The sequence below is a fragment of the Pantoea eucrina genome (assembly GCF_001691555.1).
GTDB classification, from domain to species: Bacteria; Pseudomonadota; Gammaproteobacteria; order Enterobacterales; family Enterobacteriaceae; genus Pantoea; species Pantoea borealis.
In genome coordinates this window covers 348,308-371,811 of the sequence record NZ_MAYN01000007.1, presented here as the reverse complement: position 1 = coordinate 371,811, position 23,504 = coordinate 348,308, and the positions used below count along the sequence as shown (strand labels likewise).

Below are 23,504 nucleotides of genomic sequence, written 5' to 3'. Positions count from 1 at the left end.
TGCTGCTTTGCTTATGCAGCCTGTTCTCCGGCCTCCGCAGACGCCGGAGAGCGGCTTCACCGGGCTATCTCAACCTGCGCTAACGTCTCATAATAGCAGGCCAGCGCACTGTGGTCGGCGGAGCCCTGTCCGCTGGTTTTCAGCGCCTGCATCATCTCCATCACCGCGGCCGTCAGCGGCAGATGTGCGCCAATGCCGTGAGAGGTATCCAGTGCGTTAGCTAAATCTTTAATATGCAGGTCAATACGGAAACCCGGTTTGAAGTTGCGATCCAGCACCATGGGCGCTTTGGCATCAAGCACGGTGCTGCCTGCCAGTCCGCCGCGGATCGCCTGATAAACCAGTTCCGGATTCACACCCGCTTTGGTTGCCAGCGAAAGCGCTTCAGACATGGCTGCGATATTCAGCGCCACAATCACCTGATTTGCCAGCTTGGTTACATTGCCGGCGCCGATATCACCGGTATGCACCACCGAGCCCGCCATCGCTTTCATAATCTCAAAGCATTGGTCGAAGATCGCTTTATCGCCACCCACCATGACAGACAGTGTGCCCTCGATCGCTTTTGGCTCACCGCCGCTGACCGGTGCATCCAGCATACGGACCCCTTTTTCCGCCAGCGCATCATGGATCTCGCGGCTGGCCAGCGGGGCGATAGAACTCATATCAATGACAATCAGACCGGGCTTTGCCCCTTCAATAATGCCGCCTGCACCCAGGCAGACTTCCTGCACCTGCGGCGAATTCGGCACCATGGTGATCACCACATCCACCTGCTCTGCGACCTCTTTGGGTGTTTTTGCCACCGTAGCGCCCAGTGCTGCCAGCTCCGCCTCATTACCGGCATTGTGATCGCGTACTACCAGCGTGTAACCCGCTTTGACCAGGTTTTTACTCATCGGTTTGCCCATAATACCGAGGCCGATAAATCCAATTTTCATTGCCTTCCCCTTTCTGCGTTACAGTTTAAATTTGTTGCACAGCGCCTGCGTGGCGTTGCGAAAAACCCCGAGATCGCTGCCGACGGCAACAAAGGTGGCCCCCCATTCCAGATAGCGCCGTGCATCCGCCTCTACCGGCGCCAGGATGCCACATGGCTTGCCTGCTGCTTTAGCGCGTTCAAACAGGTATTGAATGACTTTCAGCACTTCAGGATGCGCTGGCTGGCCCAGATAGCCCAGCGCGGCTGAGAGATCGCCCGGACCGACAAAAATGCCGTCCACGCCGTCAACGGCCGCGATCGCATCGATGTTATCCACCGCCTGCTGCGTTTCGATCTGCACCATCAGCGTGATGTTGTCGTTAATCGTGGCGTTGTAATCCGGCAGCGTGCCGTACATGTTGCTGCGGTGCGAAACCGACACGCCGCGGATGCCCGCTGGCGGATAACGGGTGGAGGCAACGGCGCGGCGCGCCTCCTCTTCCGTCTCCACAAACGGGATGAGAAAGTTATAGAAGCCGATATCCAGCAGGCGTTTAATGATCACCGGCTCATTGCACGGCGGACGCACGACCGCCGCGCTGCTGCTGCCTTTTAGCGCCATCAGCTGTGGTACAAAGGTGGTGATATCGTTGGGCGCATGTTCGCCATCCAGCACCAGCCAGTCAAAACCTGCCAGTCCCAGCACTTCAGTGGTCAGCGGACTGGCAAGGGCGCACCAGCTGCCAATCAGGGTCTCTCCTGCCAGCAGACGGCGGCGAAAGGTATTTGGCCACGCATTACTCATTCTGTTTACTCCTGTATTTGACGGCAGGCTCCCTTACAGAGAGCCTGAAGCGTTAGCGCACCAGGCAGGGACGCTTATTATCAAAAGTCCAGTCCGGTACCAGGAACTGCATCGCCTGAGCGTCATCACGCGCACCCAGTCCATGTTTCTGATACAGCGCGTTTGCCTGCATCACCTGATCCATATCCAGCTCTACGCCAAGCCCCGGCTTTTGCGGTACCTGCACCATGCCGCCTTTAATGACGAATGGCTCTTTGGTCAGACGCTGGTTGCCCTCCTGCCAGATCCAGTGAGTGTCGATAGCGGTAATCGCACCCGGTGCGGCGGCGGCAACGTGGGTAAACATCGCCAGCGAAATATCAAAATGGTTATTGGAATGCGAACCCCAGGTGAGGCCAAAGTCGTGACACATCTGCGCCACGCGCACTGAACCCTGCATGGTCCAGAAGTGCGGATCGGCCAGCGGGATATCCACCGACTGCAGCGACAGCGTGTGGCCCATCTGCCGCCAGTCAGTAGCGATCATGTTGGTCGCAGTCGGCAGACCGGTGGCGCGGCGGAACTCTGCCATCACTTCACGGCCGGAATACCCCTGCTCTGCGCCACAGGGATCTTCAGCATAGGCGAGCACACCTTTCAGCTGTTTACCCAGCAGAATTGCCTCATTCAGTGACCAGGCTCCGTTGGGATCGAGCGTAATGCGCGCCTCCGGGAAGCGTCTGGCGAGCGCGGTAACCGCCTCCGCCTCTTCGCCGCCGCGCAGCACGCCGCCTTTGAGTTTGAAATCGTTAAAGCCATATTTCTCATACGCGGCTTCAGCCAGCCGCACCACTGCATCGGGCGTCAGCGCCTCTTCATGACGCAGACGATACCAGTCGCACGGGTCATCCTCCTGGCTCTGGTAGGCGAGCGAGGTTTTGCGACGATCGCCGATATAGAAGAGGTAGCCGAGCATCTCAACGCGGTCGCGCTGCTGTCCATCGCCCAGCAGTGATGCGACGTTTACGCCAAGGTGCTGTCCGAGCAAATCGAGCAGCGCCGCTTCGATACCGGTTACCACATGGATAGTGGTGCGCAGGTCAAATGTCTGGCTGCCGCGCCCGCCCGCGTCGCGGTCGGCAAAGGTGCTGCGTACCAGATTGAGGATATTTTTATATTCGCCGACGGTTTTTCCGGTCACCAGCGCGGCTGCATCCTCCAGCGTCTGACGGATCTTTTCGCCGCCCGGTATCTCGCCCACACCGGTATGGCCGGCGTTATCTTTGATAATGACAATATTGCGGGTAAAAAATGGCGCGTGCGCCCCGCTCAGGTTGAGCAGCATGCTGTCACGTCCGGCAACCGGAATAACCTGCATCGCGACGATTTTAGGGGTCTGACTCATTTTCTGCTCCTTATGTATGACGGCGCCCAAACGCCGGACGCTTGCGATCAAATGACCAGCCGGGAACCAGATACTGCATTGCGGTGGCGTCGTTGCGCGCGCCCGCCGGCAGTGATTTATACAGTTCATGCGCCTGCTGCAGACGATCCCGATCCAGCTCAATGCCCAGCCCCGGTTTATCCGGCACGGCAATTTTGCCGTTGCGGATCTGCAGCGGCTCGCGCGTCAGGCGCTGATCGCCCTCCTGCCAGATCCAGTGCGTGTCAATCGCGGTTGGCTTGCCCGGAGCGGCGGCACCCACGTGGGTGAACATCGCCAGCGAGATATCGAAATGGTTGTTGGAGTGGCAGCCCCAGGTGAGACCCCATTCATCGCAGAGCTGCGCCACGCGCACTGCGCCGCTCAGCGTCCAGAAGTGGGGATCGGCCAGCGGGATATCGACCGCGTTGAGCATCACGGCGTGGTTCATTTCGCGCCAGTTTGTGGCGATCATGTTGGTGGCAACCGGCAGTCCGGTAGCGCGGCGAAACTCCGCCATCACTTCGCGCCCGGAGTAGCCCTGTTCCGCGCCGCAGGGATCTTCTGCATAGCTCAGCACATCCTGCAGGCCTTTGCAGAGGCCGATCGCCTCGTCCAGATGCCAGGCGCCATTGGGATCGACGGTAATGCGCGCCTCCGGGAAGCGCTGCTTCAGCGCCACCGCCGAGGCGATCTCCTCTTCACCCGGCAGCACGCCACCTTTGAGTTTGAAATCTTTGAAGCCATATTTATCCTGCGCTGCCTCTGCCAGACGCACCACCGCCTCCGGCGTCAGCGCCTCTTCATGCCGCAAACGATACCAGTCGTGGCTGCCGGCCTCACCGCTGCGATAAGGCAGATCGGTTTTATGGCGATCGCCGATATAAAACAGATAGCCGAGCACGGTCACCTCATCACGCTGCTGACCCGGCCCGAGCAGTTCTGCCACCGGCACGCCCAGATGCTGCCCCAGCAGATCCAGCAGCGCCGCTTCCAGCGCTGCCACCGCGTTCACACGCAGTTCAAAAGTCCAGGCCCCGTTGCCAAAGGTGTCAAAATCTGCAGACTGATTGCCCTTATGCACCTGCTGCACCAGCCGGTTCATACGCGCAATCTGCTGGCCCTTAACCTGGGGTACTGCCGCCAGCAGCGTCTGATAGATTGTGTCGCCGCCCGGCGCCTCGCCCAGTCCGGTATGACCGGCGCTGTCGGTCAGCACCACTATATTGCGCGTAAAGCAGGCGTTATGTGCGCCGCCAATGTTAAGCAGCATACTGTCGTACCCGGCAACCGGGATCACCTGCATGTCGGTGATGACAGGCGTACTTTGCGTACTCATTTCGGCTCCTTATACGGTTTCAGCTCAACGCGTTTAATGTCACCGGTGATAAACAGGAAGCTAAAGGCGGCGACAAAAGCGTGGATCCCGACATACACCAGCGCCCCCTCAAACGATCCGCTGGTGGCGATGATGTAACCAATCGCGATAGGCGTGACGATACCGGAGAAGTTGCCAAACATATTGAACAGACCACCGCTCAGGCCACTGATCTCTTTCGGTGCGGTATCAGCCATCACCGCCCAGCCCAGCGCACCAATGCCTTTTCCGAAGAACGCCAGCGCCATGAACAGCACCACCACCCATTCCGTTTCGGTGTAGTTACACATCACCATGCTGATAGAGAGCAGCATGCCAATAACGATTGGCGTTTTACGGGCAATATTGAGTGAGCCGGTTTTACGCATCAGGTAGTCGGAAATAACCCCGCCCAGCACGCCACCGAGGAAGCCGCAAATTGCCGGAACGGAGGCAATAAAGCCCGCTTTCAGAATCGACATACCGCGCGCCTGCACCAGATAAACCGGGAACCAGGTAATAAAGAAGTAGGTCAGCGCGTTGACACAATACTGGCCAAGATAGATGCCCCACATCATGCGGGTAGAGAGCAGCTGTTTGATCTGATCCCACTTCTCACCGCGGCTGACTTTGCGATCGGCTTTTTTCGCATCCATATTGATCAGCGCGCCGCCCTGCTCCATGTACTCCAGCTCCGCCTTGTTCACGCCGGGGTGGTTGTTGGGATCGTGCATCACTTTCAGCCAGATAAAGCTCAGGATGATGCCGAGGCCGCCCATAAACCAGAACACATGCGCCCAGCCGACTTCAGAAACCAGCCAGCCCATGATGGGCGCGAAGATCACCGTGGCGAAGTATTGTGCCGAGTTAAAAATGGCGACAGCGGTTCCGCGCTCCTGCGCCGGGAACCAGGCCGCAACAATGCGGCTATTGCCGGGGAATGAAGGTGCTTCAGCCAGACCCACCATAAAGCGCAGCAGGAACAGCGAAATCACAATGCCAAAGCCGCTGAAAAGATCGACAAAGCCCTGCAGAAGGGTAAACAGCGACCAGAGGAAAATACTCCAGAAGTAGACGCGCTTGGATCCGAAGCGATCCAGCAGCCATCCGCCCGGGATCTGGCCGATCACATAGGCCCAGGAGAAGGCGGAAAAGATATAGCCCAGTCCGACAGAGTCGAGCCCGATATCTTTGGACATTGCCGAACCGGCAATGGAAATGGTGGCGCGGTCGCCGTAGTTGAATGAGGTGACAATAAATAACATCACCACGATCCAGTAGCGGGCGTTGGTACGTTTCTGCACCGCCTCTGCCGTCTGGCTGTAACTATTCATGATGCACTCCTGAAATATAGCGAACGCTACATTCACTCTGACTGCATACACATCGCGTTGGGTATCAGAATGATGTCGGGTTAAACACGGCGATTGTTGTTATGGCGAACGTTGATGCGTCGTGACAGGTAACCAAACCTTTGAGAACGGAAATCAGTATAAAAACAGCCCGTCGCTGAAACACTGGAAGAAAGCCCGACAATTCAGCCGAAACAAAAAAGATTTTGTGGCATATGCACATCCTGCTGCGTGATGGCTCACGAAATGCGGATGACAGCGCCATAAATGTACAAAAAACAGTCACCCGGAGAGCGCTTTGTGAGCACCTTCACTTGCTTTTGGTTAAAATCACCAAAGCGGGCAAAGAAACGGGCTAAAAGCCGGACAGTTGCACAATGCGCTGGCGGGCGTGTGCTGCTTATACTGGAGCTGGCTGACTTTGATGACGTGACCAGAACCTCTATTTATCGCCCTGCAATGTACAGTGCGGCTACCCGGAAGGTGAGCAATGAACCGACCCGTTACAGAAAAACCACTCTATATAAAAGTCCATGAAGCGGATAACGTTGCGATTGTCGTCAACGACCAGGGCCTGCCCGCGGGTACACGCTTTGCAGACGGGCTGCAGCTGACGGAACATGTGCCCCAGGGGCATAAAGTTGCGCTGGACGATATTGCGCAGCATGCACCGATTCTGCGCTATGGCGAAGTGATCGGCACGGCGCTGCGCCCCATCATGCGCGGCAGCTGGATAGATGAGTCGCTGGTGGCGCTGCCCGAGGCACCGCCGCTCAGCAGCCTGCCGCTGGCAACTAACGTCCCGCCCGTGCTGCCGCCGCTGGAAGGCTATACTTTTGATGGCTATCGTAATGCAGACGGCAGTGTGGGAACCCGTAATCTGCTTGGCATTACCACCAGCGTCCACTGTGTGGCCGGCGTCGTGGATTATGTTGTGCAGCTTATTGAACGCGATCTGCTGCCGCGTTACCCCAACGTTGATGGCGTGGTTGCGCTGAATCACCTGTATGGCTGCGGCGTAGCGATTAACGCGCCGGCTGCCGTCGTGCCGATCCGTACCATTCATAACCTTGCGCTGAATCCCAATTTCGGCGGCGAAGTGATGATTGTCAGTCTCGGCTGCGAAAAGCTCCAGCCGGAGCGGCTGCTGACCGGTACGCCTGATGTACAGGCGATCTCGCTGGATGATAACGATATCGTGCGCCTGCAGGATGAGCGTCACGTCGGCTTTGGCGCCATGGTGGATGAAATTCTGCAGGTTGCCGAACGGCATCTGAAAAAGCTTAACCTGCGCCGGCGGGAGCCCTGCCCGGCCTCTGAGCTGGTGGTAGGCACCCAGTGCGGCGGCAGCGACGCGTTTTCCGGCGTAACGGCCAACCCGGCGGTGGGATTCGCCTCCGATCTGCTGGTACGCTGCGGCGCCACGGTTATGTTTTCTGAAGTCACTGAAGTACGCGACGCAATTCATCTGCTGACGCCGCGCGTGGTCAATGAAGCGGTGGGCAAACGCCTGCTGGAAGAGATGGCGTGGTATGACGACTATCTGCATCAGGGACAGACCGATCGCAGCGCCAATCCTTCACCGGGCAACAAAAAAGGCGGACTGGCAAACGTGGTGGAAAAAGCGCTGGGATCGATTGCAAAATCGGGCCGCAGCCCGATTGCTGAAGTCCTGTCGCCAGGACAGCGCCCTACGCAGCGCGGGCTGATTTACGCGGCCACACCTGCCAGCGACTTCGTCTGCGGTACGCAACAGATGGCTTCCGGCATTACGCTGCAGGTATTTACGACCGGACGCGGCACGCCTTATGGTCTTGCGGCGATCCCGGTGATCAAGATGGCGACGCGCAGCGCGCTGGCCCGGCGCTGGCACGATTTAATGGATATCAACGCCGGCACTATTGCCACCGGTGAAGAGAGCATTGAGCAGGTGGGCTGGCGTCTGTTTGAGCTGATTCTGGAGATCGCCAGCGGTCGTCAGCAGACCTGGTCCGATCGCTGGGGGATCCGCAACCAGCTGGCAGTGTTTAATCCGGCACCGGTGACGTAATAGCGCTACAGCCGTGAATACCGGGCCGCCATACAGGGGCGGCCCTGCTCACTACAGCAGCTTACCCCAGCTCTCTACCCACGGCGTCGTCACGCTTTCAGGCTCCGGATGCTCAATGGCATCTACCATCAGCACGTCACCGATACGCTGCGCCTGCTGCGCCTGGAGCGTGGCATCAAAGGTTTTTCCTGCGCCGCAGAAGTGCTGATAGCTGCTGTCACCCAGCGCAATCACACCGTAGCGCAGCGCTGGCTGGTAGCCGAGATCATCATGGATTTGTGCATGGAGACGGGCAATATTATCCGGCAGATCGCCCTGCCCCGTTGTTGAGGTTACAATCAGGACAACCTCGCTGCTGTACGCCTGCCACTCCGCCAGCGTCGGGTCCTCGAATACCGCTACCTCATGCCCCTGCGCCTGCAGCACCGGCTGCGCCTCTTCGGCGACCAGCAGTGCATTGCCGTAAACCGTGCCTGTGAAAATGCCAATCTTTGCCATCTTGCTGCTCCTTTACGCTGTTGGCTTATCCTGAACTGCCTCAGCGTCAAACTCAACCCTGGGAACCTCCGGTAACCGATCCTGCCAGCCGAACTGCTGCAGCATCTGCTGCCATATCGGATCCAGCCCGGCACGGATCACCAGCGGCTCTCCGGTAAAAGGATGCGTCAGCGACAGGGCGCTGGCGTGCAGCATTAAACGATCAAGCCCAAAATGCGCGGCCGCGCCACGATTTTGTCGCAGATCGCCATGGGCGCTGTCGCCAATAATCGGGTGGCGCAGATGCGCCATATGACGGCGCAGCTGATGCTTGCGCCCGGTGCGCGGCGACATCTCCACCAGAGTGTAACGGGCACTGCTGTATTTACCGATTGCCACCGGCATTTCTGTCTGCGCCAGCGCCTGATAATGCGTGACCGCGGGCTGTGGTGCGCGCGGTTCAGCAGAAAATTTATCCGCGATCTTATCCAGCTCTTCCAGCAGCGGATAATCCAGCGTCGCCGTGCCATCCAGCCAGCCACGCAGTACGGCGTGATAGGTTTTTTGTATCTGATGCTGTTCAAACTGCTGTGCCAGTAAACGACCCGCCTCGCTCGACAGCCCCATAAGCAGTACGCCGGAGGTCGGGCGATCGAGCCGGTGTGCGGTGAATACGTGCTGACCAATCTGATCGCGCACCGTTTGCATCACCACCACTTTCTCTTTGCGATCGAGCCAGCTGCGGTGAACCAGCCAGCCTGCCGGCTTGTTCACCGCTACCAGCCACTCATCCTGATAGATAATCTCCAGCATCAGCGCGCTGGCTCCGCAAACAGCGCATCAAGCTCACGCAGCGTGGTCAGCAAATCGGCATAGCCGGGGGTAACGGGAGTGAGAGCCACTTCATAATAGGGCGCGACGGCGAAGCCCGCCGGCATCGGTGCGCCGGAGGCGATCAAGGCTGACATACGCGGGATCAATACCCACTGCAGCCACTCCAGCGGAGCCATGGTATCAAGGCAGAAAGGCTGGTCGCTGTTAAACGCAGCCGCGTCAGGGGCGCTATGTTGCCAGTAATCGTGTTCGCGCATGACTGCTTCGACCTGCTGCAGTCGCTGAGTAATAGTGTGCGTCGACATAGGTTGCCTCCGTGAAATAATGGGCGGCAAGCATATCACTCGTCACCGATGGCGTAAAAAGCGCATAAAAAAAGGGAGCACTGTTATTAACAGTGCTCCCGGTTCGTTGTGCAGCATTCCCGCCACCGCAGTGCTCCCTGCTCATCCGTGACAACTCTTCCTGCGCTTTCCATTGCCTGTCTTCATGACAGCATCCTTAGCATCCTGGCTCGCCCTGCTCCGCACGGCTCACATTCTCCATCCTGGAGGTGTCCCTTACTCACTCCTGAGTGTCCTGCTTCATCCTGAAGCCTTCCCTGTGACGCAAACTCCGTTACGTTCCTGCCTTCCTGGCTGACATTCTCCTGAACGTCACTCTGTCCATAGCATCCTGCTAACGGGGGGTATTCTCTCAAAAATCGCCACAATAACAAGTAAGCATGAGCCATTAATCGATCAAGTATTGTCTCAATTTTCAGATTGATACCATAACTCTATGATTCACAATATTTTTACATTTCGCATTTCTGAAAGGTTTATGCATAAAATGTCAATCTCGCACAAACTTTGTAAGAGATCTCTTACAGCACACTTCAGATGTCAGGCAGCTGGTTCGATAACAGGTTGTATATCATCAAGAAATGTACTGATACAGGGTGAAAGAATTTCACGTTTATTACGCCCCGGCTCTTCCAGAATAACTTCACCGGTAAGATTGCACACCGCCACCATCTCCTGCTCTGAATCGGTGGTGGCAATAAACAGCGTCGGACTCTGTTTCAGACGTCGCTTCATAATCAGGTGGCCAATCAGATTCTCCTGCAGCCGGAGAAAGTCCTCTTCGCTCCATACCTGCAGCAGCGTTAACCGGCGCTCCTGCAGGCGGGCATGCATATCGCCGGCAAACTGGGTGGTATAAAACGCAGTAATATCAGGCTGGAGCTGAATATCCAGCGCCCGCTCTACTGCATCCAGGCCCGACGACGGTGAAAAAGGCTGCGGCTGCCAGAGGACGCGGTCATCAACGGTGCTGATGATACAGGGCGAAGGGATCCCCATAAGCTCACTGCTGGCAGGATAGTGTCCCTGCTGCTGCTGCCAGAGATCGATATAACGGGTGGTAAACGCACGCAGTGCGCCGGCGGTGGGCTGCATCATTCATCTTCTCGCTGGTGATCGGTTACACTTAGCCACTTTGATCCAAGTTGTGGTAACCATTATGTCTTCTGAACACCCAAACCAGGCATTAAGCGGCCTGACCCTGGGCAAATCTGTCGCCTATGTTGATGAGTACGATAACACGCTGCTGCAATCTGTGCCGCGCAGTCTGAACCGGGAACCTCTCGGTCTTTTTCCGGATAACCTGCCGTTTCACGGCGCAGATATCTGGACACTGTATGAGCTTTCATGGCTAAACAGCAAAGGTGTGCCGCAGGTCGCGGTCGGCGAAGTGGTGCTGGATGCTGACAGCGTAAATCTGATTGAGTCGAAAAGCTTTAAACTCTATCTGAACAGCTTTAATCAGACCCGCTTTGCAGACTGGGGTGATGTGCGTCAGACGCTGGAGCGCGATTTGCGTGCCTGCGCCAGCGGTAACGTCAGCGTAGCGCTGTTTCGCCTGAGCGAGCTGGAGAGCCAGCCCATCGGACAGTTCAGCGGCAGTGTTATCGATGAACAGGATATCAGCATCAGCGATTACGGTTTCAATGCCGGACATCTTGCGCACGCCGCAGGCAATGAAATTGTTGACGAGACGCTGGTGAGCCACCTGCTGAAATCTAACTGCCTGATCACCAACCAGCCCGACTGGGGCTCGGTGATGATTCGTTATAAAGGCCCGCGTATCGACCGCGAGGCGCTGCTGCGTTATCTGATCTCTTTCCGCCAGCACAATGAGTTTCATGAGCAGTGCGTGGAGCGCATTTTTAATGACGTGCAGCGTTTCTGCCGGCCAGAGGCGTTAACCGTTTATGCGCGTTATACCCGCCGCGGCGGTCTGGATATTAACCCGTGGCGCAGCAATGTTCCCTTCACGCCCGGCTTTTCGCGTCTGGCACGCCAGTAACAGAGTGCGAGGCACCTCGCAGGCCGTAGCAGGGATGCGCGGTTCCTCTTGAGCAATCGCGACAGAGAGCGTTACTCTGTCTGCGGCGTTAAGCGTAAAGCGTATGCGACCAGGGATTTTCGTCACTGCGCTCAGCAGATTAAGCGCAGCGTCATTAGTCACGCTATGGCGTGTAAAGGAGTTCTTTTGATTACACATATCAGCCCGCTTGGCTCGATGGACCTGCTTTCCCAGCTGGAAGTAGACATGCTGAAGCAGACAGCCAGCAGCGATCTCTACCAGCTTTTTCGCAACTGCTCCCTTGCAGTGCTTAACTCCGGCAGCCAGACAGACAGCAGTCATGAGCTGCTCTCCCGTTTTGAAAATTTCGCTATCAACGTCCTGCGTCGCGAGCGCGGCGTTAAGCTGGAGCTGATCAATCCACCGGAAGAGGCGTTTGTGGATGGGCGAATCATCCGTTCACTGCAGGCAAACCTGTTTGCCGTGCTGCGCGATATTCTGTTTGTTAACGGTCAGCTTGCTTTGCCGGAACGCCTCGCCGGTCAGGCTGACGATTCGGCGCATATTACCAATCAGGTTTTCTCGATACTGCGCAACGCGCGTGCGCTGCACGTAGGAGAATATCCTAATACCGTGGTTTGCTGGGGTGGACACTCCATCAACGCGGTGGAATATCAGTATTGCCGTAATGTTGGCACCCAGATGGGGCTGCGCGAGCTGAACATCTGCACCGGCTGTGGCCCGGGCGTAATGGAAGCGCCGATGAAAGGCGCGGCGGTCGGTCATGCGCAGCAGCGCTATCATGACAGCCGCTTTATCGGCCTGACTGAGCCCTCCATTATCGCCGCTGAACCGCCTAACCCGCTGGTTAATGAACTCATCATTATGCCCGATATTGAAAAACGCCTTGAAGCCTTTGTGCGTATCGCCCATGGCATCGTGATCTTCCCGGGCGGCGTGGGCACCGCCGAGGAGTTTCTCTACCTGCTTGGCATTCTGATGAATCCGCAGAACAGCGAGCAGGTACTGCCGCTGATCCTTACCGGGCCTAAGGAGAGCGCCGACTATTTCCGCGTGCTTGATGATTTCATCGTCAATACGCTGGGTGAGCAGGCGCGTAAACACTATACGATCATCATTGATGATGCCGCCGAAGTGGCGCGCCAGATGAAAAAAGCGATGCCGCAGGTAAAAGAGCATCGTCGTGAAACCGGAGACGCTTATAGCTTTAACTGGTCTATCCGTATTGCGCCGGATCTGCAGGTGCCTTTCCTGCCGACCCACGAAAACATGGCTAACCTCAACCTGTTTCCGAATCAGCCGGCGGAAAAACTGGCGGCTGATTTACGTCGCGCTTTCTCCGGTATCGTGGCCGGAAACGTTAAAGAAATCGGTATCCGGGAGATCCGCGAACGCGGCCCCTATCAGCTGCGCGGTGACGCCGATCTGATGCATCGGATGGATGAGCTGCTGCAGGGCTTTGTGGCGCAGCAGCGTATGAAACTTCCGGGCAGCGCTTATATCCCCTGCTACGAAATCATCAAATAACCCTTCAGGAAGGCAGCCTGCGGGCTGCCGCTTATCGCTTCTATGGCACTACATCTGTTAATCATTGATGCGCTGAATCTCATCCGGCGCCTGCATGCCGTTCAGGGCTCTCCCTGCCGTGACGCCTGTGTTGCGGCACTGCATCAGCTGCTTGGTAACACGCGCCCCACGCACGTGGTGGCGGTATTTGACAGTCCGGAACGCCAGCCTGGCTGGCGTCATGCGCTACTGCCGGACTACAAAGCGGGACGACCGCCAATGCCAGAGGATTTGCAACAGGAGCTGCCGCTGCTGCAGGAGGCTTTCCGCACCGCAGGCGTCAGCTGCTGGATCGCCGGGCGCGATGAAGCAGACGATCTGGCCGCCACGCTGGCGGTAAAAATGGCGGAGGCCGGGCATCAGGCCACTATCGTTTCCACCGATAAAGGGTATTGTCAGCTGCTGGCGCCCGCTATCCGCATTCGCGACTATTTTCAGAAGCGCTGGCTTGATGTGCCGTTTATCGCGCAGGAATTTGGCGTTACACCGGCACAGCTGCCAGATTACTGGGGTTTATGCGGCATCAGCAGCAGTAAGATACCGGGCGTCTCCGGTATTGGGCCGAAAAGCGCGCGCGAGCTGCTGGCACAGTTTGGTTCACTGGAGGGGATCTATCAGCAGTGGGAACAGGTGCCGGCAAAGTGGCAAAGTAAATTGCATACCCAGCGTGAAACAGCCGACATCTGCCGGCAGGTTGCCACGCTAAAGCGCGATTTAGTGCTGCAGGGCAACCTTAATACGCTGCGCTATCAGCCAGGATAAACCGCGGTACACCAGGGACGCATAAATGCGTCCCCTACAATTATTGTAGGGGCGCCATTAATGGCGCCCGTGTTGATGCGCGCACGGAACGTAATGACGCTATTAATGGCGCCCGTATTGATGCGCGCACGGAACGTAATGACGCCATTCATGGCGCCCGTGTTAATGCACGTGCGGGACGTAATGACGTCCGTGGTTCACCCGGTGATATGACCGCGAACACCAGGGACGCATGAATGCGTCCCCTACGCTCGGATCCGTAGGGGCGCCATTAATGGCGCCCGTATCGATACGCGCACGGGACGTAATGACGCCCGTGGTTCACCCGGTGATATGACCGCAAACACCAGGGACGCATGAATGCGTCCCCTACGCTCGGATCCGTAGGGGCGCCATTAATGGCGCCCGTATTGATGCGCGCACGGGACGTAATGACGCCCGTGGTTCACCCGGTGATATGACCGCAAACACCAGGGACGCATGAATGCGTCCCCTACGCTCGGATCCGTAGGGGCGCCATTAATGGCGCCCGTATTGATGCGCGTGCGGGACGTAATGACGCCATTAATGGCGCCCGTGTTGATGCAGATACGGAACGTGATGACGCCCCGGCCTGACAAATCAGCGCTCGTCGCGGCGGCCGCCTGTTGCAGCCCAGATGCGCCGGACGTGTACCGTTACCTCTTCGCGATCGTGATACAGCTGACGAGCCTGAATCTGAGCATTAATACCCTGCGCCTTTAACGCTTCGTCCATCATTGCCAGATTCTGGGTAACCTCTTCATAGCGCTTTTTCATCGGCAGCTTGAGGTTGAAAATCGCTTCACGACACCAGCCGTTTACCAGCCACTCAGTCATCAATGTCGCCACACGCACCGGTTTTTCTACCATATCGCATACCAGCCAGCTGATATTGCTGCGCGGTGGACGAAACTTAAACCCATCCTCACGGCAGTGGGTAACCTGTCCGGTATCCATCAGGCTCGGGGCCATGGGTCCGTTATCTACCGCATAAACCCACATGCTGCGCTTCACCAGCTGATAGGTCCAGCCGCCCGGACACGCGCCGAGATCGACCGCATACATACCGCTTCCCAGACGCTCGTCCCACTCATCTGCCGGCACAAACACATGAAATGCCTCTTCCAGCTTCAGCGTTGAGCGGCTGGGCGCGTCGGAAGGAAACTTCAGCCGCGGGATCCCCATATAGAATGATGAATTGTTTTCCGGCAGTGAATAGCCCACGTAACAGGTGCCCGGTGCAATAAAAAATACGTGCACCACCGGCCGCTTAGGACTCTCATAGTTGAGCAGGATATTGCTGGCGCGCAGGCTGGCGCGCAGTGGCACCGTTAGTTTGCGACAGAATTTGGTCAGCTCTTTGGCTTCATTGGTGTCCGGAACCTCGACGCGCAGCTCCCCCCCTTTCTCCACTACTCCGGTCAGCATGCCGGTAATGGGGGTAATGCGATCTTCCGGGGGCAGATCGCGCAGCAGCTCGCCGACAACCAGCATCTGCCGGGCAAAAATCAGTTCAGCAAACGGCAGCGAGCGCAGCAGCTTCTCTGCATCTTCCGGCTGATAGCACTCAAACAGCACATAGCCCGACTCTTCTTTCACCCGCGGAAAACCGTAGATTTCCCGCTCTGCTGCTTTAGCGCTGATTTCTGCCGCGCACTCTTTTTCAAACCCGGGACGACAATAGAGTAATACTTTATTCATGGCGTTCTGCCTTTGTTTTCAGACGCAGCGCGCCAATCAACATCAAAAACCAGCCGGTCAGGAAGCACAGCCCCCCTACCGGCGTAACAAACACCCAGAACTGCAGGTGCGACAGCGCCAGGCAATAAAGACTGCCGCTGAAAAGAACGGTACCCAGCGCCATCGCTGCGCTGCTCCAGTAAAACCAGATATTGGCGCGTCGCAGCATCGCAGCACCCAGTCCCATTACCGCCAGCGTGTGGTAAGCCTGATATTCCAGGCCGGTATGGATCCACGCCATTTCAGATGGCCCCAGCGATTTACTCAATACGTGCGCGCCAAACGCACCAAACGCCACCAGCACGAAACCGCTGATGGCTGCAAATATAAACATGGCACGACTGGACATCGAACTATCCTCATGGTCCCGCCGCACATCACTGTGCAGCGAACGGTAACTTAGTGATCGTAGCGAAAACGGAATTTTTCCTGTTCGGTGGCGGCTTTTTCCAGAATCCACTGACGAAAGGCGGCTATTTTACCCAGTTCTGCCTGGCTGTCATGACAAACCAGATAAAAAGCGTTTTTACTTACCAGCACATCATTGAACGGGCAGACCAGGCGACCCGCTTCAATCTCACTCTCTGCCATCACATTGTTAGCCAGCGCCACACCCTGCCCGTGGATCGCCGCCTGCAGCACCATGGCACTGTGGCTGAAAATAGGTCCCTGCTGCACATTGATATGCTGCAGTCCCAGCTGGCGGGTATAAGCCTGCCAGTCGCGACGCGACGCATCATGCAGCAGTGTAAAGTGCGCCAGATCGGCGGGCGATTTCAGCGGATTATCCCCGGAGAGCAGCAGCGGCGAGCAGACCGGCAGCAGATATTCAGCATACAGCTTATCCACCCGCAGGCCCGGCCAGTTGCCGCGGCCATAGAAGATAGCGACGTCAACATCGTCTGCCAGCTTCTCCTCCTCGCGGTCTACCGCCTGAATACGCACGTCGATGCCCGGATAAGCCATATTAAAGCTGGAGAGACGCGGAACCAGCCACTGAATTGCAAAACTGGGCAGCAGGCTGACGGTGAGCGCACCTTTAGCACTACGCGCCTGCAGCTTGCGGGTCGCATCGTTAAGCGCTGAAAAAATCTCTTTGATATCGAGATAGTAACTCTGCCCTTCTTCCGTCAGCAGCAGCGAGCGATTTCGGCGGCGGAACAGCTTGAGTCCGAGAAAATCCTCAAGTGACTTGATTTGATGGCTCACTGCCGCCTGGGTCACAAACAGCTCTTCAGCGGCTTTGGTAAAGCTCAGATAACGGGCAGCCGCGTCAAACACACGTAAAGCATTGAGCGGCGGAAGGCGTTTAGACATGGTTTTCCACAGGTGGATTCATAGTGTAAAACTGCAACTTATACAACGTCGTCAGCTATTAGATTTTTTAATCCGAGACATTATAATTTGTCCGTTGAGGAAGCTCCAGCAAATACCTATAGTTGCCGCACTTCCAGAGCCGGAACGAAAAGTTTTCTGAAAACGTGCGAGAGATCGCAGACTTTTGGAGAGCTTTTGGCTTGTGGTCGTGATGTTGTGTTTGCATTTTTTGATCTGAAACTTGCAGATCAAACTTTTAATTCCTCAGATTTACCCTGTCTGTCCAAAGTGATTTTATGTAGCACCGCAAATTGCGGTGCTTTTTTTTGCGCAATTTTACTGCCCCATCTCAACCATCTCTTTCACATCGGAGCGGTTAATCTGCTGCTCATTGCCATTGGCATCTTTATAGCTGATCATACCGGTATCATCATCAACTTTTGGCTTGCCGTCAGCGACAATCGTGCGGCCATCGTTCGTGTGCATAACATAGTTGCTGGAACAGGCCGCCAGGGTAAACGCCATGGTGCAGACAGCCAGCACTGCGGTAAGTTTGTTCATCTTCTATCTCCTTGCAGATTGATTGCATTAAACCTCCCGCAGCCACGACATTACGCTATCAGCCTGAAACCAGAGCTGAAAATGGCGAACGGGTTATGCGGGTTTCGGTTCAAACCTTGCCATAATGAGCATAACGCGCTTTTACAGCTTTGCCAGCCAGCAGTCTGCTGTTACGGCTGGCCCTAAATCACCGGAGTGGGCCCGATATGACCATCTTCTCCCCTGGCACCTTTCGTCAGCAGTTTCCTGCGCTGAACGATGCCGGCGTCTATCTCGACAGTGCTGCGACGGCACTCAAGCCGCAGGCGGTCATTGATGCCACCGCCCAATTCTATTCGCTCAGTGCCGGCACCGTGCACCGTAGTCAGTTTGCTGCGGCGCGTGCACTGACCGCACAGTATGAACAGGCGCGCGGCGTAGTCGCACAGTGGCTGCACGCCGCTGACGATCGGCAGATTGTCTGGACGCGCGGAACCACCGAAGCGATTAATCTGGTGGCATACAGCTGGCTGGCGCCGCGCCTGCAGCCGGGCGATGAAATCATCGTCAGCGAGGCGGAGCATCACGCTAACCTGGTGCCGTGGCTGATGGTGGCTCAGGCAAGCGGTGCCAGCGTGGTGAAATGGCCGCTGGGCGCCGATCGCCGGCCCGATATCACTCTGCTGCCGGGGCTGATCAACGCGCGCACCCGCCTGCTGGCCGTAAGCCAGATGTCAAACGTCACCGGCGGCTGTCCGGATCTGGCGCAGGCTATCACGCTGGCACACGAGGCAGGCGCAAAGGTCATGGTGGATGGTGCTCAGGGCGTGGTGCATTGCCCGCCTGACGTGCAGGCGCTGGATATTGACTTCTATGCGTTTTCCGGCCACAAACTCTATGGTCCGATGGGTATTGGCGTGCTGTATGGCAAAGCGGAATTGCTGGAGTCGATGCAGCCGTGGCAGGGCGGCGGCAAAATGCTGACGCAGGTCGACTTCAGCGGATTTACGCCGCAGCCTGTGCCGTGGCGCTTTGAAGCCGGCACACCCAACGTGGCGGGTGTGGTGGGTCTTAGCGCAGCGCTGAGCTGGCTGTCACACCATCATCAGGAAAAAGCGGAGATGTGGAGCCAGCAGCTCGCCTGCCTGGCCGAAGAGCAGCTGAGCGCGCTGCCCGGTTTTCGCAGCTTCCGCTGTGGCTCTTCCAGCCTGCTCGCCTTTGACATTGCCGGGATCCACCACAGCGATATCGTCACGCTGCTGGCTGAACAGGGAATTGCCCTGCGTGCCGGACAGCACTGTGCGCAGCCGCTGATGGCAGCCCTGGGCGTTAGCGGCACGCTGCGCGTCTCATTCGCGCCTTACAATAACCTGCAGGATGTGGATGCGCTGGTGCGCGCCATGCACTGCGCCGTGGATCTTTTAGGTGAATAAGCTTATGACAACCCTGCTCGCGCCCCATCCCTTCGGTCATACCATTACCGCAGAAGGGCTGACCGACACGTTTGCCCGCTTTCAGCAGTGGGAGGATCGCTACCGGCAGCTGATTCAGCTCAGCCGTCAGCTACCGGCGCTGCCGGATGAACTGAAATGTGCGGACATTGAGCTGAGCGGCTGCGAAAACCGCGTCTGGCTCAGCAGCCAGCAGCTGCCTGACGGCACGCTGCATTTTTATGGCGACAGTGAGGGACGAATTGTGCGCGGCCTGCTGGCTGTGCTGCTGACTGCCACTGAAGGAAAAACACCGGCACAGCTGCTGGCGCAGGATCCGCTGGCGCTGTTTGATACGCTGGGGCTGCGTGCGCAGCTTAGCGCGTCACGCAGCAGCGGCCTGCAGGCGCTGGCAGAGGCGGTAACGCGCGCGGCGCGTCAGTCAGCCTGACGCGCCCTGCGCGCCTGAAATTTTTTCAGCGCGTGCGATACGGCGATAAACCCGAACGTGGCGGTGACCATCGTTGCCGCACCGAAGCCCGCAGCGCAATCCATACGCTTCGGACCTTCTGCCGTGCTGCGCGAAGCGCACACGCTGCCGTCGGGCTGCGGATAGACCAGCGCTTCAGTGGAAAATACGCAGTCGATACCCAGTTTGCCTTTGCTGTTTTTTACTACGCCAAAGTCACTTTTCAGGCGCTCGCGCAGTTTTGCCGCCAGCGGATCCTGGATAGTTTTCGCCAGATCGCTGACCTGAATTTGCGTGGGATCGATCTGTCCGCCTGCCCCACCCGTGGTGATAAGCGGGATCTTATTGCGCCGGCACCAGGCGATCAGCGCCGCTTTTGGCCGCACGCTGTCAATGGCATCAATCACATAGTCAAAGCCGGCAGAGAGCAGTTCTGCGGTGTTTTGCGGCGTGATAAAGTCGTCAATGCAGGTCACGACGCACTCTGGATTGATGGCGCGGATGCGCGCGGCCATGACCTCTGTTTTTGCCTGACCGACATTGCCCTGCTGCGCATGGATTTGCCGGTTGGTATTGGTGATACAGACATCATCCATGTCGATCAGCGTAATGTGTCCGATGCCGGTACGCGCCAGCGCCTCAGCGGCCCAGGAGCCCACACCGCCAATACCAATTACGCAGAAATGCGCCTCTGCAAACTGCTGCAGCGCCTCCTGCCCATAAAGACGCGCCGTCCCGCCAAAGCGCTGTCGCCAGGCGTCGCTTACCACTTTCATATCTGACCTTTACTCCGGAATGCGGTGCGCCGCGTGGCGCACCCGATAATGTCACTCTCCCGCGGAGAGCAGGCTATCAGTGTATCAATTTGCACCGAGCAGCAGTGAACCGTTGTTGCCGTTTTGCGCATTGCTGAACAGTGGCTGCCCGGCGCCGGGAGCCGCCTTCAGTACCCAGACGCGGCCGTAGTGGTTATAGAAGCCAGCCAGATGTGCGGCGTCCGGACCCACGCCCTGGTAGATGTCAAAGTGCTGACCTTTGATTGCGCCACCGACGTCCAGCGCCACCATCAGACGCATTTCATACTTACCGTTGAACTTACCTTTGGCATTCAGCTGCGGCACTTCTGCCAGCAGCGCCGTGCCCGCCGGGATCAGGGAGCGGTCAGAAGCCACCGACGCTTTGGCAATCAGCGGTACCGCGCTGGCGCCGCGCACCGGCACATACTCTTCAGGCTTAAAGAAGACAAAGGACTGGTTAGTCTCCAGTACGTCACGCACCTCCTGCGGTGAATGCTCCTCAGCCCACTGCCGGATGGCCTGCATCGACATATCTTCGCGTTTAACTTCGCCGCGATCGATCAGCTCTTTACCGATACTGTGATAAGCCCAGCCATTTTTACCGCCGTAGCCAAAGAAGCGCAGCGGACGTCCGTCACCAAAATCGACGTAGCCGCTGCCCTGCACATCCATCATAAAGTTGTCGATCAGGGAGTTGCTCCAGGCGATAACGTAGCGCTCATCGAGCGCGCCGCTATAGATACCGGCGCGGCTCGGCAGTTTCGCCCCGCGCGGGCGCGGCGGCATGCGGTAAATAGGATACTGAAACTCACCCTGTCGGGTGTAGCGCGCTTCCACTACCGGCGTGTAGTAACCGGTGAACTGCACGTTGCCATAGTTGTCTGTGCCTTCCATCTGAAACGCATTCAGGCCGAACTGACGCAGCTGACGGGTATCTGCACCTGAAAGCAGCCAGTTCTGAATAGCGCTGTAGGTACCATTATTACGGCTGAACAGGCGCGACGAAGCGGACTGAATCTGCTGCACCTGCAGGCCGAAGTCCTGCCCGTTAACCGGACGCCCTTTGGCATTGGGCTCATTGACCAGCCCGAGCGGTTGCTCCAGCTTGCCATCAATATATTGCTGACCGCGATCGGTCGGCTTCGAGCTACAACCTGCTAATAGCGCCAGAAATGCGCCAGTGAGTGCATACTTTACCCGGTGTCCGTTCATGACTCTCTCTTGTTGTCGGTTGTTCGCCCGGCGACGATAGCAAAGCCCTGGTCAGAATGAAATCTGCCGCCCGCCATCACCTTCACATCTGTATGTTTTTTCATCCAGATGCGACATTATTCAGCAACTGTTGCAGGGTTTCACTGGTTTAGTGCAAAAAGGGGTTGCATCACCACGTGCCAGGTGTATAGTGCGCATCCACGGACGCGGGGTGGAGCAGCCTGGTAGCTCGTCGGGCTCATAACCCGAAGGTCGTCGGTTCAAATCCGGCCCCCGCAACCAATTCTTCTTAATGAAGAGACAATATGAAGTGTCGCTCAGGCGACAGACGGACGCGGGGTGGAGCAGCCTGGTAGCTCGTCGGGCTCATAACCCGAAGGTCGTCGGTTCAAATCCGGCCTCCGCAACCAATTGTCTTAAGAAGAATACAATGTGAAACGTCGCTCAGTGCGACAGACGGACGCGGGGTGGAGCAGCCTGGTAGCTCGTCGGGCTCATAACCCGAAGGTCGTCGGTTCGAATCCGGCCCCCGCAACCACTTCTTCTGATGAAGAAACACAAAACACCTTAACGGGTGTTTTTTTGTTTCTGCCGCCGGAAAAAGCGGCATCGCTGCCGCCCTGTCCTCAACGCTTTGCCAGCACGCCGCCTTTGTCAAAATAGGCTTTGATACCGTGAAAAATCGCTTCCGCCACCTGATGCTGATAGCGTGCGGTTCGCAGCTTGCGCTCCTCCTCCACATTACTGATAAACGCCGTCTCAACCAGAATTGACGGAATATCAGGCGCTTTCAGCACGGCAAAACCCGCCTGATCAACCGTACGCTTATGCAGATGGTTGATGCGTCCCATGCGCGTCAGTACCTCTTTGCCAAACTTCAGGCTGTCGCTGATGGTCTGACGCTGCACCATGTCAAACATTGTGTGGTCGAGATAGCGATCGCCGCTCATGCTGACACCGCCAATCAGATCGGCTTCGTTCTGCGTCTGTGCCAGGAAACGGGCTGCTGCAGAGGTGGCGCCGCGGGTGGAGAGCGCAAAGACCGAAGAGCCACGCGCTGCCCGGCTGGTAAACGCATCGGCATGAATTGAAACAAACAGATCGGCACGCTGCTTACGCGCTTTTGCTACCCGCACGCGCAGCGGAATGAACACATCTTCATTCCGCGTCATGTAGGCTTTCATATTGTGCTCTTTATCAATCAGTGCCCGCAGATAGCGACCAATTTTCAGCACAATATCCTTTTCACGCGTTTTATATTTACCGTGTGCGCCGGGATCCTCGCCACCGTGACCGGGATCGATCATGATGATAATCGGGCGATCGCGCCCCGCCTTGCCCGGCAACGGCGCCTGCACGGGCTGATCGCGCTCCAGATCGCCTTTGTTGTAATCATTCAGCAGCGCCAGCAGCGGATCGTCGGCGTGCGATGCCTGGCTTGGATAGAGATCCACCACCAGCCGGTTTTTAATGCCGGCCACAGGCGCGAGGGTAAAGGTCTTTGGTGCAACGTGACGTTTCAGCTCCAGCACAATTCGCACCGTATGCGGATCAAACTGCCCGACCCGTGCCGTTTTGATAAAGGGATCGTCGGTGCGCACCAGTTTATTGATGCCTTTCAGCGTCGGATTGATATGCAGGTTTTTGATATCAATGACCAGACGTTCAGGGTTACTCAACGCAAACTGCTTGTAGTGCAGCGGGATATTCGACTCCAGCGTGACGCGGGAGTACGTTGATGAAGGCCAGATGCGTACTGCAACAATGTGCTGACTCGCTGCCAGCCCGGTACGCGTTACGCTAAGGAGCCATAGCGCACCCGCACCCTGTAATAATCGTCTTCGGGAAAAAGCCTGGGACATGCCACTCCAGCTACTGTGTTATGGATAAATCCGCGTCAACTGACGCTCAGAAAGCGAAAACTTTATCCAATCTGGCAACGCTTGTCTCGTCGGAAAAGCCAGATAATGCAGGCTGTTATCACCGGATGCATCTGAAAAATCGTAAAGTAACGTCAGGCGCAACGCTTGCAATACGGCGCAAAACAGAATAAAAATACAATAATTACGAATAACCATTCA

At 56.9% G+C, this 23,504-nt stretch carries 23 protein-coding genes and 3 tRNA genes; 9 read left to right on the top strand and 17 right to left on the bottom strand.

All coding sequences use genetic code 11. The features are described from left to right. Positions 1 to 56 precede the first annotated feature (56 nt). Genes garR through BBA90_RS05710 form a run of 5 tightly spaced genes read right to left on the bottom strand, consistent with a single transcriptional unit; the run spans position 57 to position 5,820 of the window. Positions 57 to 941, bottom strand: coding sequence for a 2-hydroxy-3-oxopropionate reductase (gene garR / locus BBA90_RS05730; RefSeq protein WP_065648310.1), 885 nt, complete (start codon positions 939 to 941; stop codon positions 57 to 59). Between the two features lie 18 nt (positions 942 to 959). After that, positions 960 to 1,727: a 2-dehydro-3-deoxyglucarate aldolase gene (garL, locus tag BBA90_RS05725; protein WP_039379896.1), complete on the bottom strand. Its 768-nt coding sequence runs from the start codon at positions 1,725 to 1,727 to the stop codon at positions 960 to 962. 52 nt (positions 1,728 to 1,779) lie between these two features. After that, positions 1,780 to 3,111 carry a glucarate dehydratase gene (gene gudD, locus BBA90_RS05720; protein ID WP_065648309.1) on the bottom strand — a complete coding sequence of 444 codons (1,332 nt, stop codon included), beginning with the start codon at positions 3,109 to 3,111 and terminating at the stop codon, positions 1,780 to 1,782. A gap of 10 nt (positions 3,112 to 3,121) precedes the next feature. Beyond that, positions 3,122 to 4,468 (bottom strand): enolase C-terminal domain-like protein, encoded by a 1,347-nt coding sequence (locus tag BBA90_RS05715; protein WP_065648308.1) that lies wholly within the window; start codon positions 4,466 to 4,468, stop codon positions 3,122 to 3,124. Next, complete coding sequence (locus tag BBA90_RS05710) at positions 4,465 to 5,820, bottom strand: MFS transporter (RefSeq protein WP_065648307.1); 1,356 nt, start codon at positions 5,818 to 5,820, stop codon at positions 4,465 to 4,467. Before BBA90_RS05710 ends, BBA90_RS05715 begins: the two co-directional genes overlap by 4 nt. Positions 5,821 to 6,328: 508 nt before the next feature. Here BBA90_RS05710 and garD point away from each other — a divergent pair. Beyond that, positions 6,329 to 7,888, top strand: coding sequence for a galactarate dehydratase (gene garD / locus BBA90_RS05705; RefSeq protein ID WP_065648306.1), 1,560 nt, complete (start codon positions 6,329 to 6,331; stop codon positions 7,886 to 7,888). Between the two features lie 51 nt (positions 7,889 to 7,939). On the opposite strand, the gene BBA90_RS05700 is transcribed toward garD, so the two are convergent. The 4 genes from BBA90_RS05700 to syd form a co-directional block, all read right to left on the bottom strand. Next, positions 7,940 to 8,386, bottom strand: coding sequence for a flavodoxin (locus BBA90_RS05700; RefSeq protein WP_065648305.1), 447 nt, complete (start codon positions 8,384 to 8,386; stop codon positions 7,940 to 7,942). A gap of 12 nt (positions 8,387 to 8,398) precedes the next feature. Beyond that, positions 8,399 to 9,178, bottom strand: a complete 780-nt coding sequence (gene truC, locus BBA90_RS05695; protein ID WP_065648304.1) for a tRNA pseudouridine(65) synthase TruC — start codon at positions 9,176 to 9,178, stop codon at positions 8,399 to 8,401. Further along, positions 9,178 to 9,504 carry a YqcC family protein gene (locus BBA90_RS05690; protein WP_065648303.1) on the bottom strand — a complete coding sequence of 109 codons (327 nt, stop codon included), beginning with the start codon at positions 9,502 to 9,504 and terminating at the stop codon, positions 9,178 to 9,180. Before BBA90_RS05690 ends, truC begins: the two co-directional genes overlap by 1 nt. A 579-nt stretch (positions 9,505 to 10,083) precedes the next feature. Further along, on the bottom strand, positions 10,084 to 10,641 hold the full coding sequence (gene syd, locus BBA90_RS05685) for a SecY-interacting protein (RefSeq protein WP_065648302.1): 558 nt from the start codon (positions 10,639 to 10,641) through the stop codon (positions 10,084 to 10,086). A gap of 61 nt (positions 10,642 to 10,702) precedes the next feature. Here syd and queF point away from each other — a divergent pair, with 61 nt between their 5' ends. From queF to xni, 3 genes are all read left to right on the top strand, one after another. After that, positions 10,703 to 11,548, top strand: a complete 846-nt coding sequence (queF, locus tag BBA90_RS05680) for an NADPH-dependent 7-cyano-7-deazaguanine reductase QueF (protein WP_065648301.1) — start codon at positions 10,703 to 10,705, stop codon at positions 11,546 to 11,548. A 186-nt stretch (positions 11,549 to 11,734) separates the two neighbouring features. Continuing rightward, the gene (gene ppnN / locus BBA90_RS05675) at positions 11,735 to 13,096 is read left to right on the top strand and encodes a nucleotide 5'-monophosphate nucleosidase PpnN (protein ID WP_039379917.1); all 1,362 of its coding nucleotides are present in this window, start codon (positions 11,735 to 11,737) and stop codon (positions 13,094 to 13,096) included. A gap of 42 nt (positions 13,097 to 13,138) precedes the next feature. After that, positions 13,139 to 13,897 (top strand): flap endonuclease Xni, encoded by a 759-nt coding sequence (gene xni / locus BBA90_RS05670; RefSeq protein ID WP_065648300.1) that lies wholly within the window; start codon positions 13,139 to 13,141, stop codon positions 13,895 to 13,897. A 621-nt stretch (positions 13,898 to 14,518) separates the two neighbouring features. Here the strand turns inward: xni and rlmM are convergent. The 4 genes from rlmM to BBA90_RS05650 form a co-directional block, all read right to left on the bottom strand. Then, the gene (gene rlmM / locus BBA90_RS05665) at positions 14,519 to 15,619 is read right to left on the bottom strand and encodes a 23S rRNA (cytidine(2498)-2'-O)-methyltransferase RlmM (RefSeq protein WP_065648299.1); all 1,101 of its coding nucleotides are present in this window, start codon (positions 15,617 to 15,619) and stop codon (positions 14,519 to 14,521) included. Beyond that, positions 15,612 to 16,007: a DUF423 domain-containing protein gene (locus BBA90_RS05660; protein WP_065648298.1), complete on the bottom strand. Its 396-nt coding sequence runs from the start codon at positions 16,005 to 16,007 to the stop codon at positions 15,612 to 15,614. Before BBA90_RS05660 ends, rlmM begins: the two co-directional genes overlap by 8 nt. 50 nt (positions 16,008 to 16,057) lie before the next feature. After that, entirely contained in the window at positions 16,058 to 16,975 is a 918-nt protein-coding gene (locus BBA90_RS05655) for a transcriptional regulator GcvA (RefSeq protein WP_039379926.1), read from the bottom strand. A 336-nt stretch (positions 16,976 to 17,311) separates the two neighbouring features. After that, entirely contained in the window at positions 17,312 to 17,536 is a 225-nt protein-coding gene (locus tag BBA90_RS05650; protein ID WP_039379928.1) for a YgdI/YgdR family lipoprotein, read from the bottom strand. Between the two features lie 206 nt (positions 17,537 to 17,742). Here BBA90_RS05650 and csdA point away from each other — a divergent pair, with 206 nt between their 5' ends. Both csdA and csdE read left to right on the top strand, forming a co-directional pair. Beyond that, positions 17,743 to 18,948 carry a cysteine desulfurase CsdA gene (gene csdA / locus BBA90_RS05645; protein WP_065648297.1) on the top strand — a complete coding sequence of 402 codons (1,206 nt, stop codon included), beginning with the start codon at positions 17,743 to 17,745 and terminating at the stop codon, positions 18,946 to 18,948. Between the two features lie 4 nt (positions 18,949 to 18,952). Beyond that, positions 18,953 to 19,396 carry a cysteine desulfurase sulfur acceptor subunit CsdE gene (gene csdE, locus BBA90_RS05640; RefSeq protein ID WP_065648375.1) on the top strand — a complete coding sequence of 148 codons (444 nt, stop codon included), beginning with the start codon at positions 18,953 to 18,955 and terminating at the stop codon, positions 19,394 to 19,396. Here csdE and tcdA read toward each other — a convergent pair. Both tcdA and mltA read right to left on the bottom strand, forming a co-directional pair. After that, complete coding sequence (gene tcdA, locus BBA90_RS05635; protein WP_065648296.1) at positions 19,384 to 20,190, bottom strand: tRNA cyclic N6-threonylcarbamoyladenosine(37) synthase TcdA; 807 nt, start codon at positions 20,188 to 20,190, stop codon at positions 19,384 to 19,386. The genes csdE and tcdA overlap by 13 nt on opposite strands. 84 nt (positions 20,191 to 20,274) lie before the next feature. Further along, positions 20,275 to 21,423 carry a murein transglycosylase A gene (gene mltA, locus BBA90_RS05630; RefSeq protein ID WP_065648295.1) on the bottom strand — a complete coding sequence of 383 codons (1,149 nt, stop codon included), beginning with the start codon at positions 21,421 to 21,423 and terminating at the stop codon, positions 20,275 to 20,277. A gap of 205 nt (positions 21,424 to 21,628) precedes the next feature. On the opposite strand from mltA, the gene BBA90_RS05625 reads away from it, so the two are divergent. The 3 genes from BBA90_RS05625 (at position 21,629) to BBA90_RS05615 (ending at position 21,961) form a co-directional block, all read left to right on the top strand. Continuing rightward, a tRNA-Met gene (locus BBA90_RS05625) sits at positions 21,629 to 21,705 on the top strand. Positions 21,706 to 21,756: 51 nt separating this feature from the next. Further along, positions 21,757 to 21,833, top strand: a tRNA-Met gene (locus tag BBA90_RS05620). A gap of 51 nt (positions 21,834 to 21,884) precedes the next feature. After that, positions 21,885 to 21,961, top strand: a tRNA-Met gene (locus BBA90_RS05615). A gap of 88 nt (positions 21,962 to 22,049) precedes the next feature. Here the strand turns inward: BBA90_RS05615 and amiC are convergent. Further along, positions 22,050 to 23,285 (bottom strand): N-acetylmuramoyl-L-alanine amidase AmiC, encoded by a 1,236-nt coding sequence (gene amiC, locus BBA90_RS05610; RefSeq protein ID WP_065648294.1) that lies wholly within the window; start codon positions 23,283 to 23,285, stop codon positions 22,050 to 22,052. Positions 23,286 to 23,303: 18 nt separating this feature from the next. Then, positions 23,304 to 23,501: a hypothetical protein gene (locus BBA90_RS19055; RefSeq protein ID WP_139074171.1), complete on the bottom strand. Its 198-nt coding sequence runs from the start codon at positions 23,499 to 23,501 to the stop codon at positions 23,304 to 23,306. Between the last annotated feature and the right edge of the window lie 3 nt (positions 23,502 to 23,504).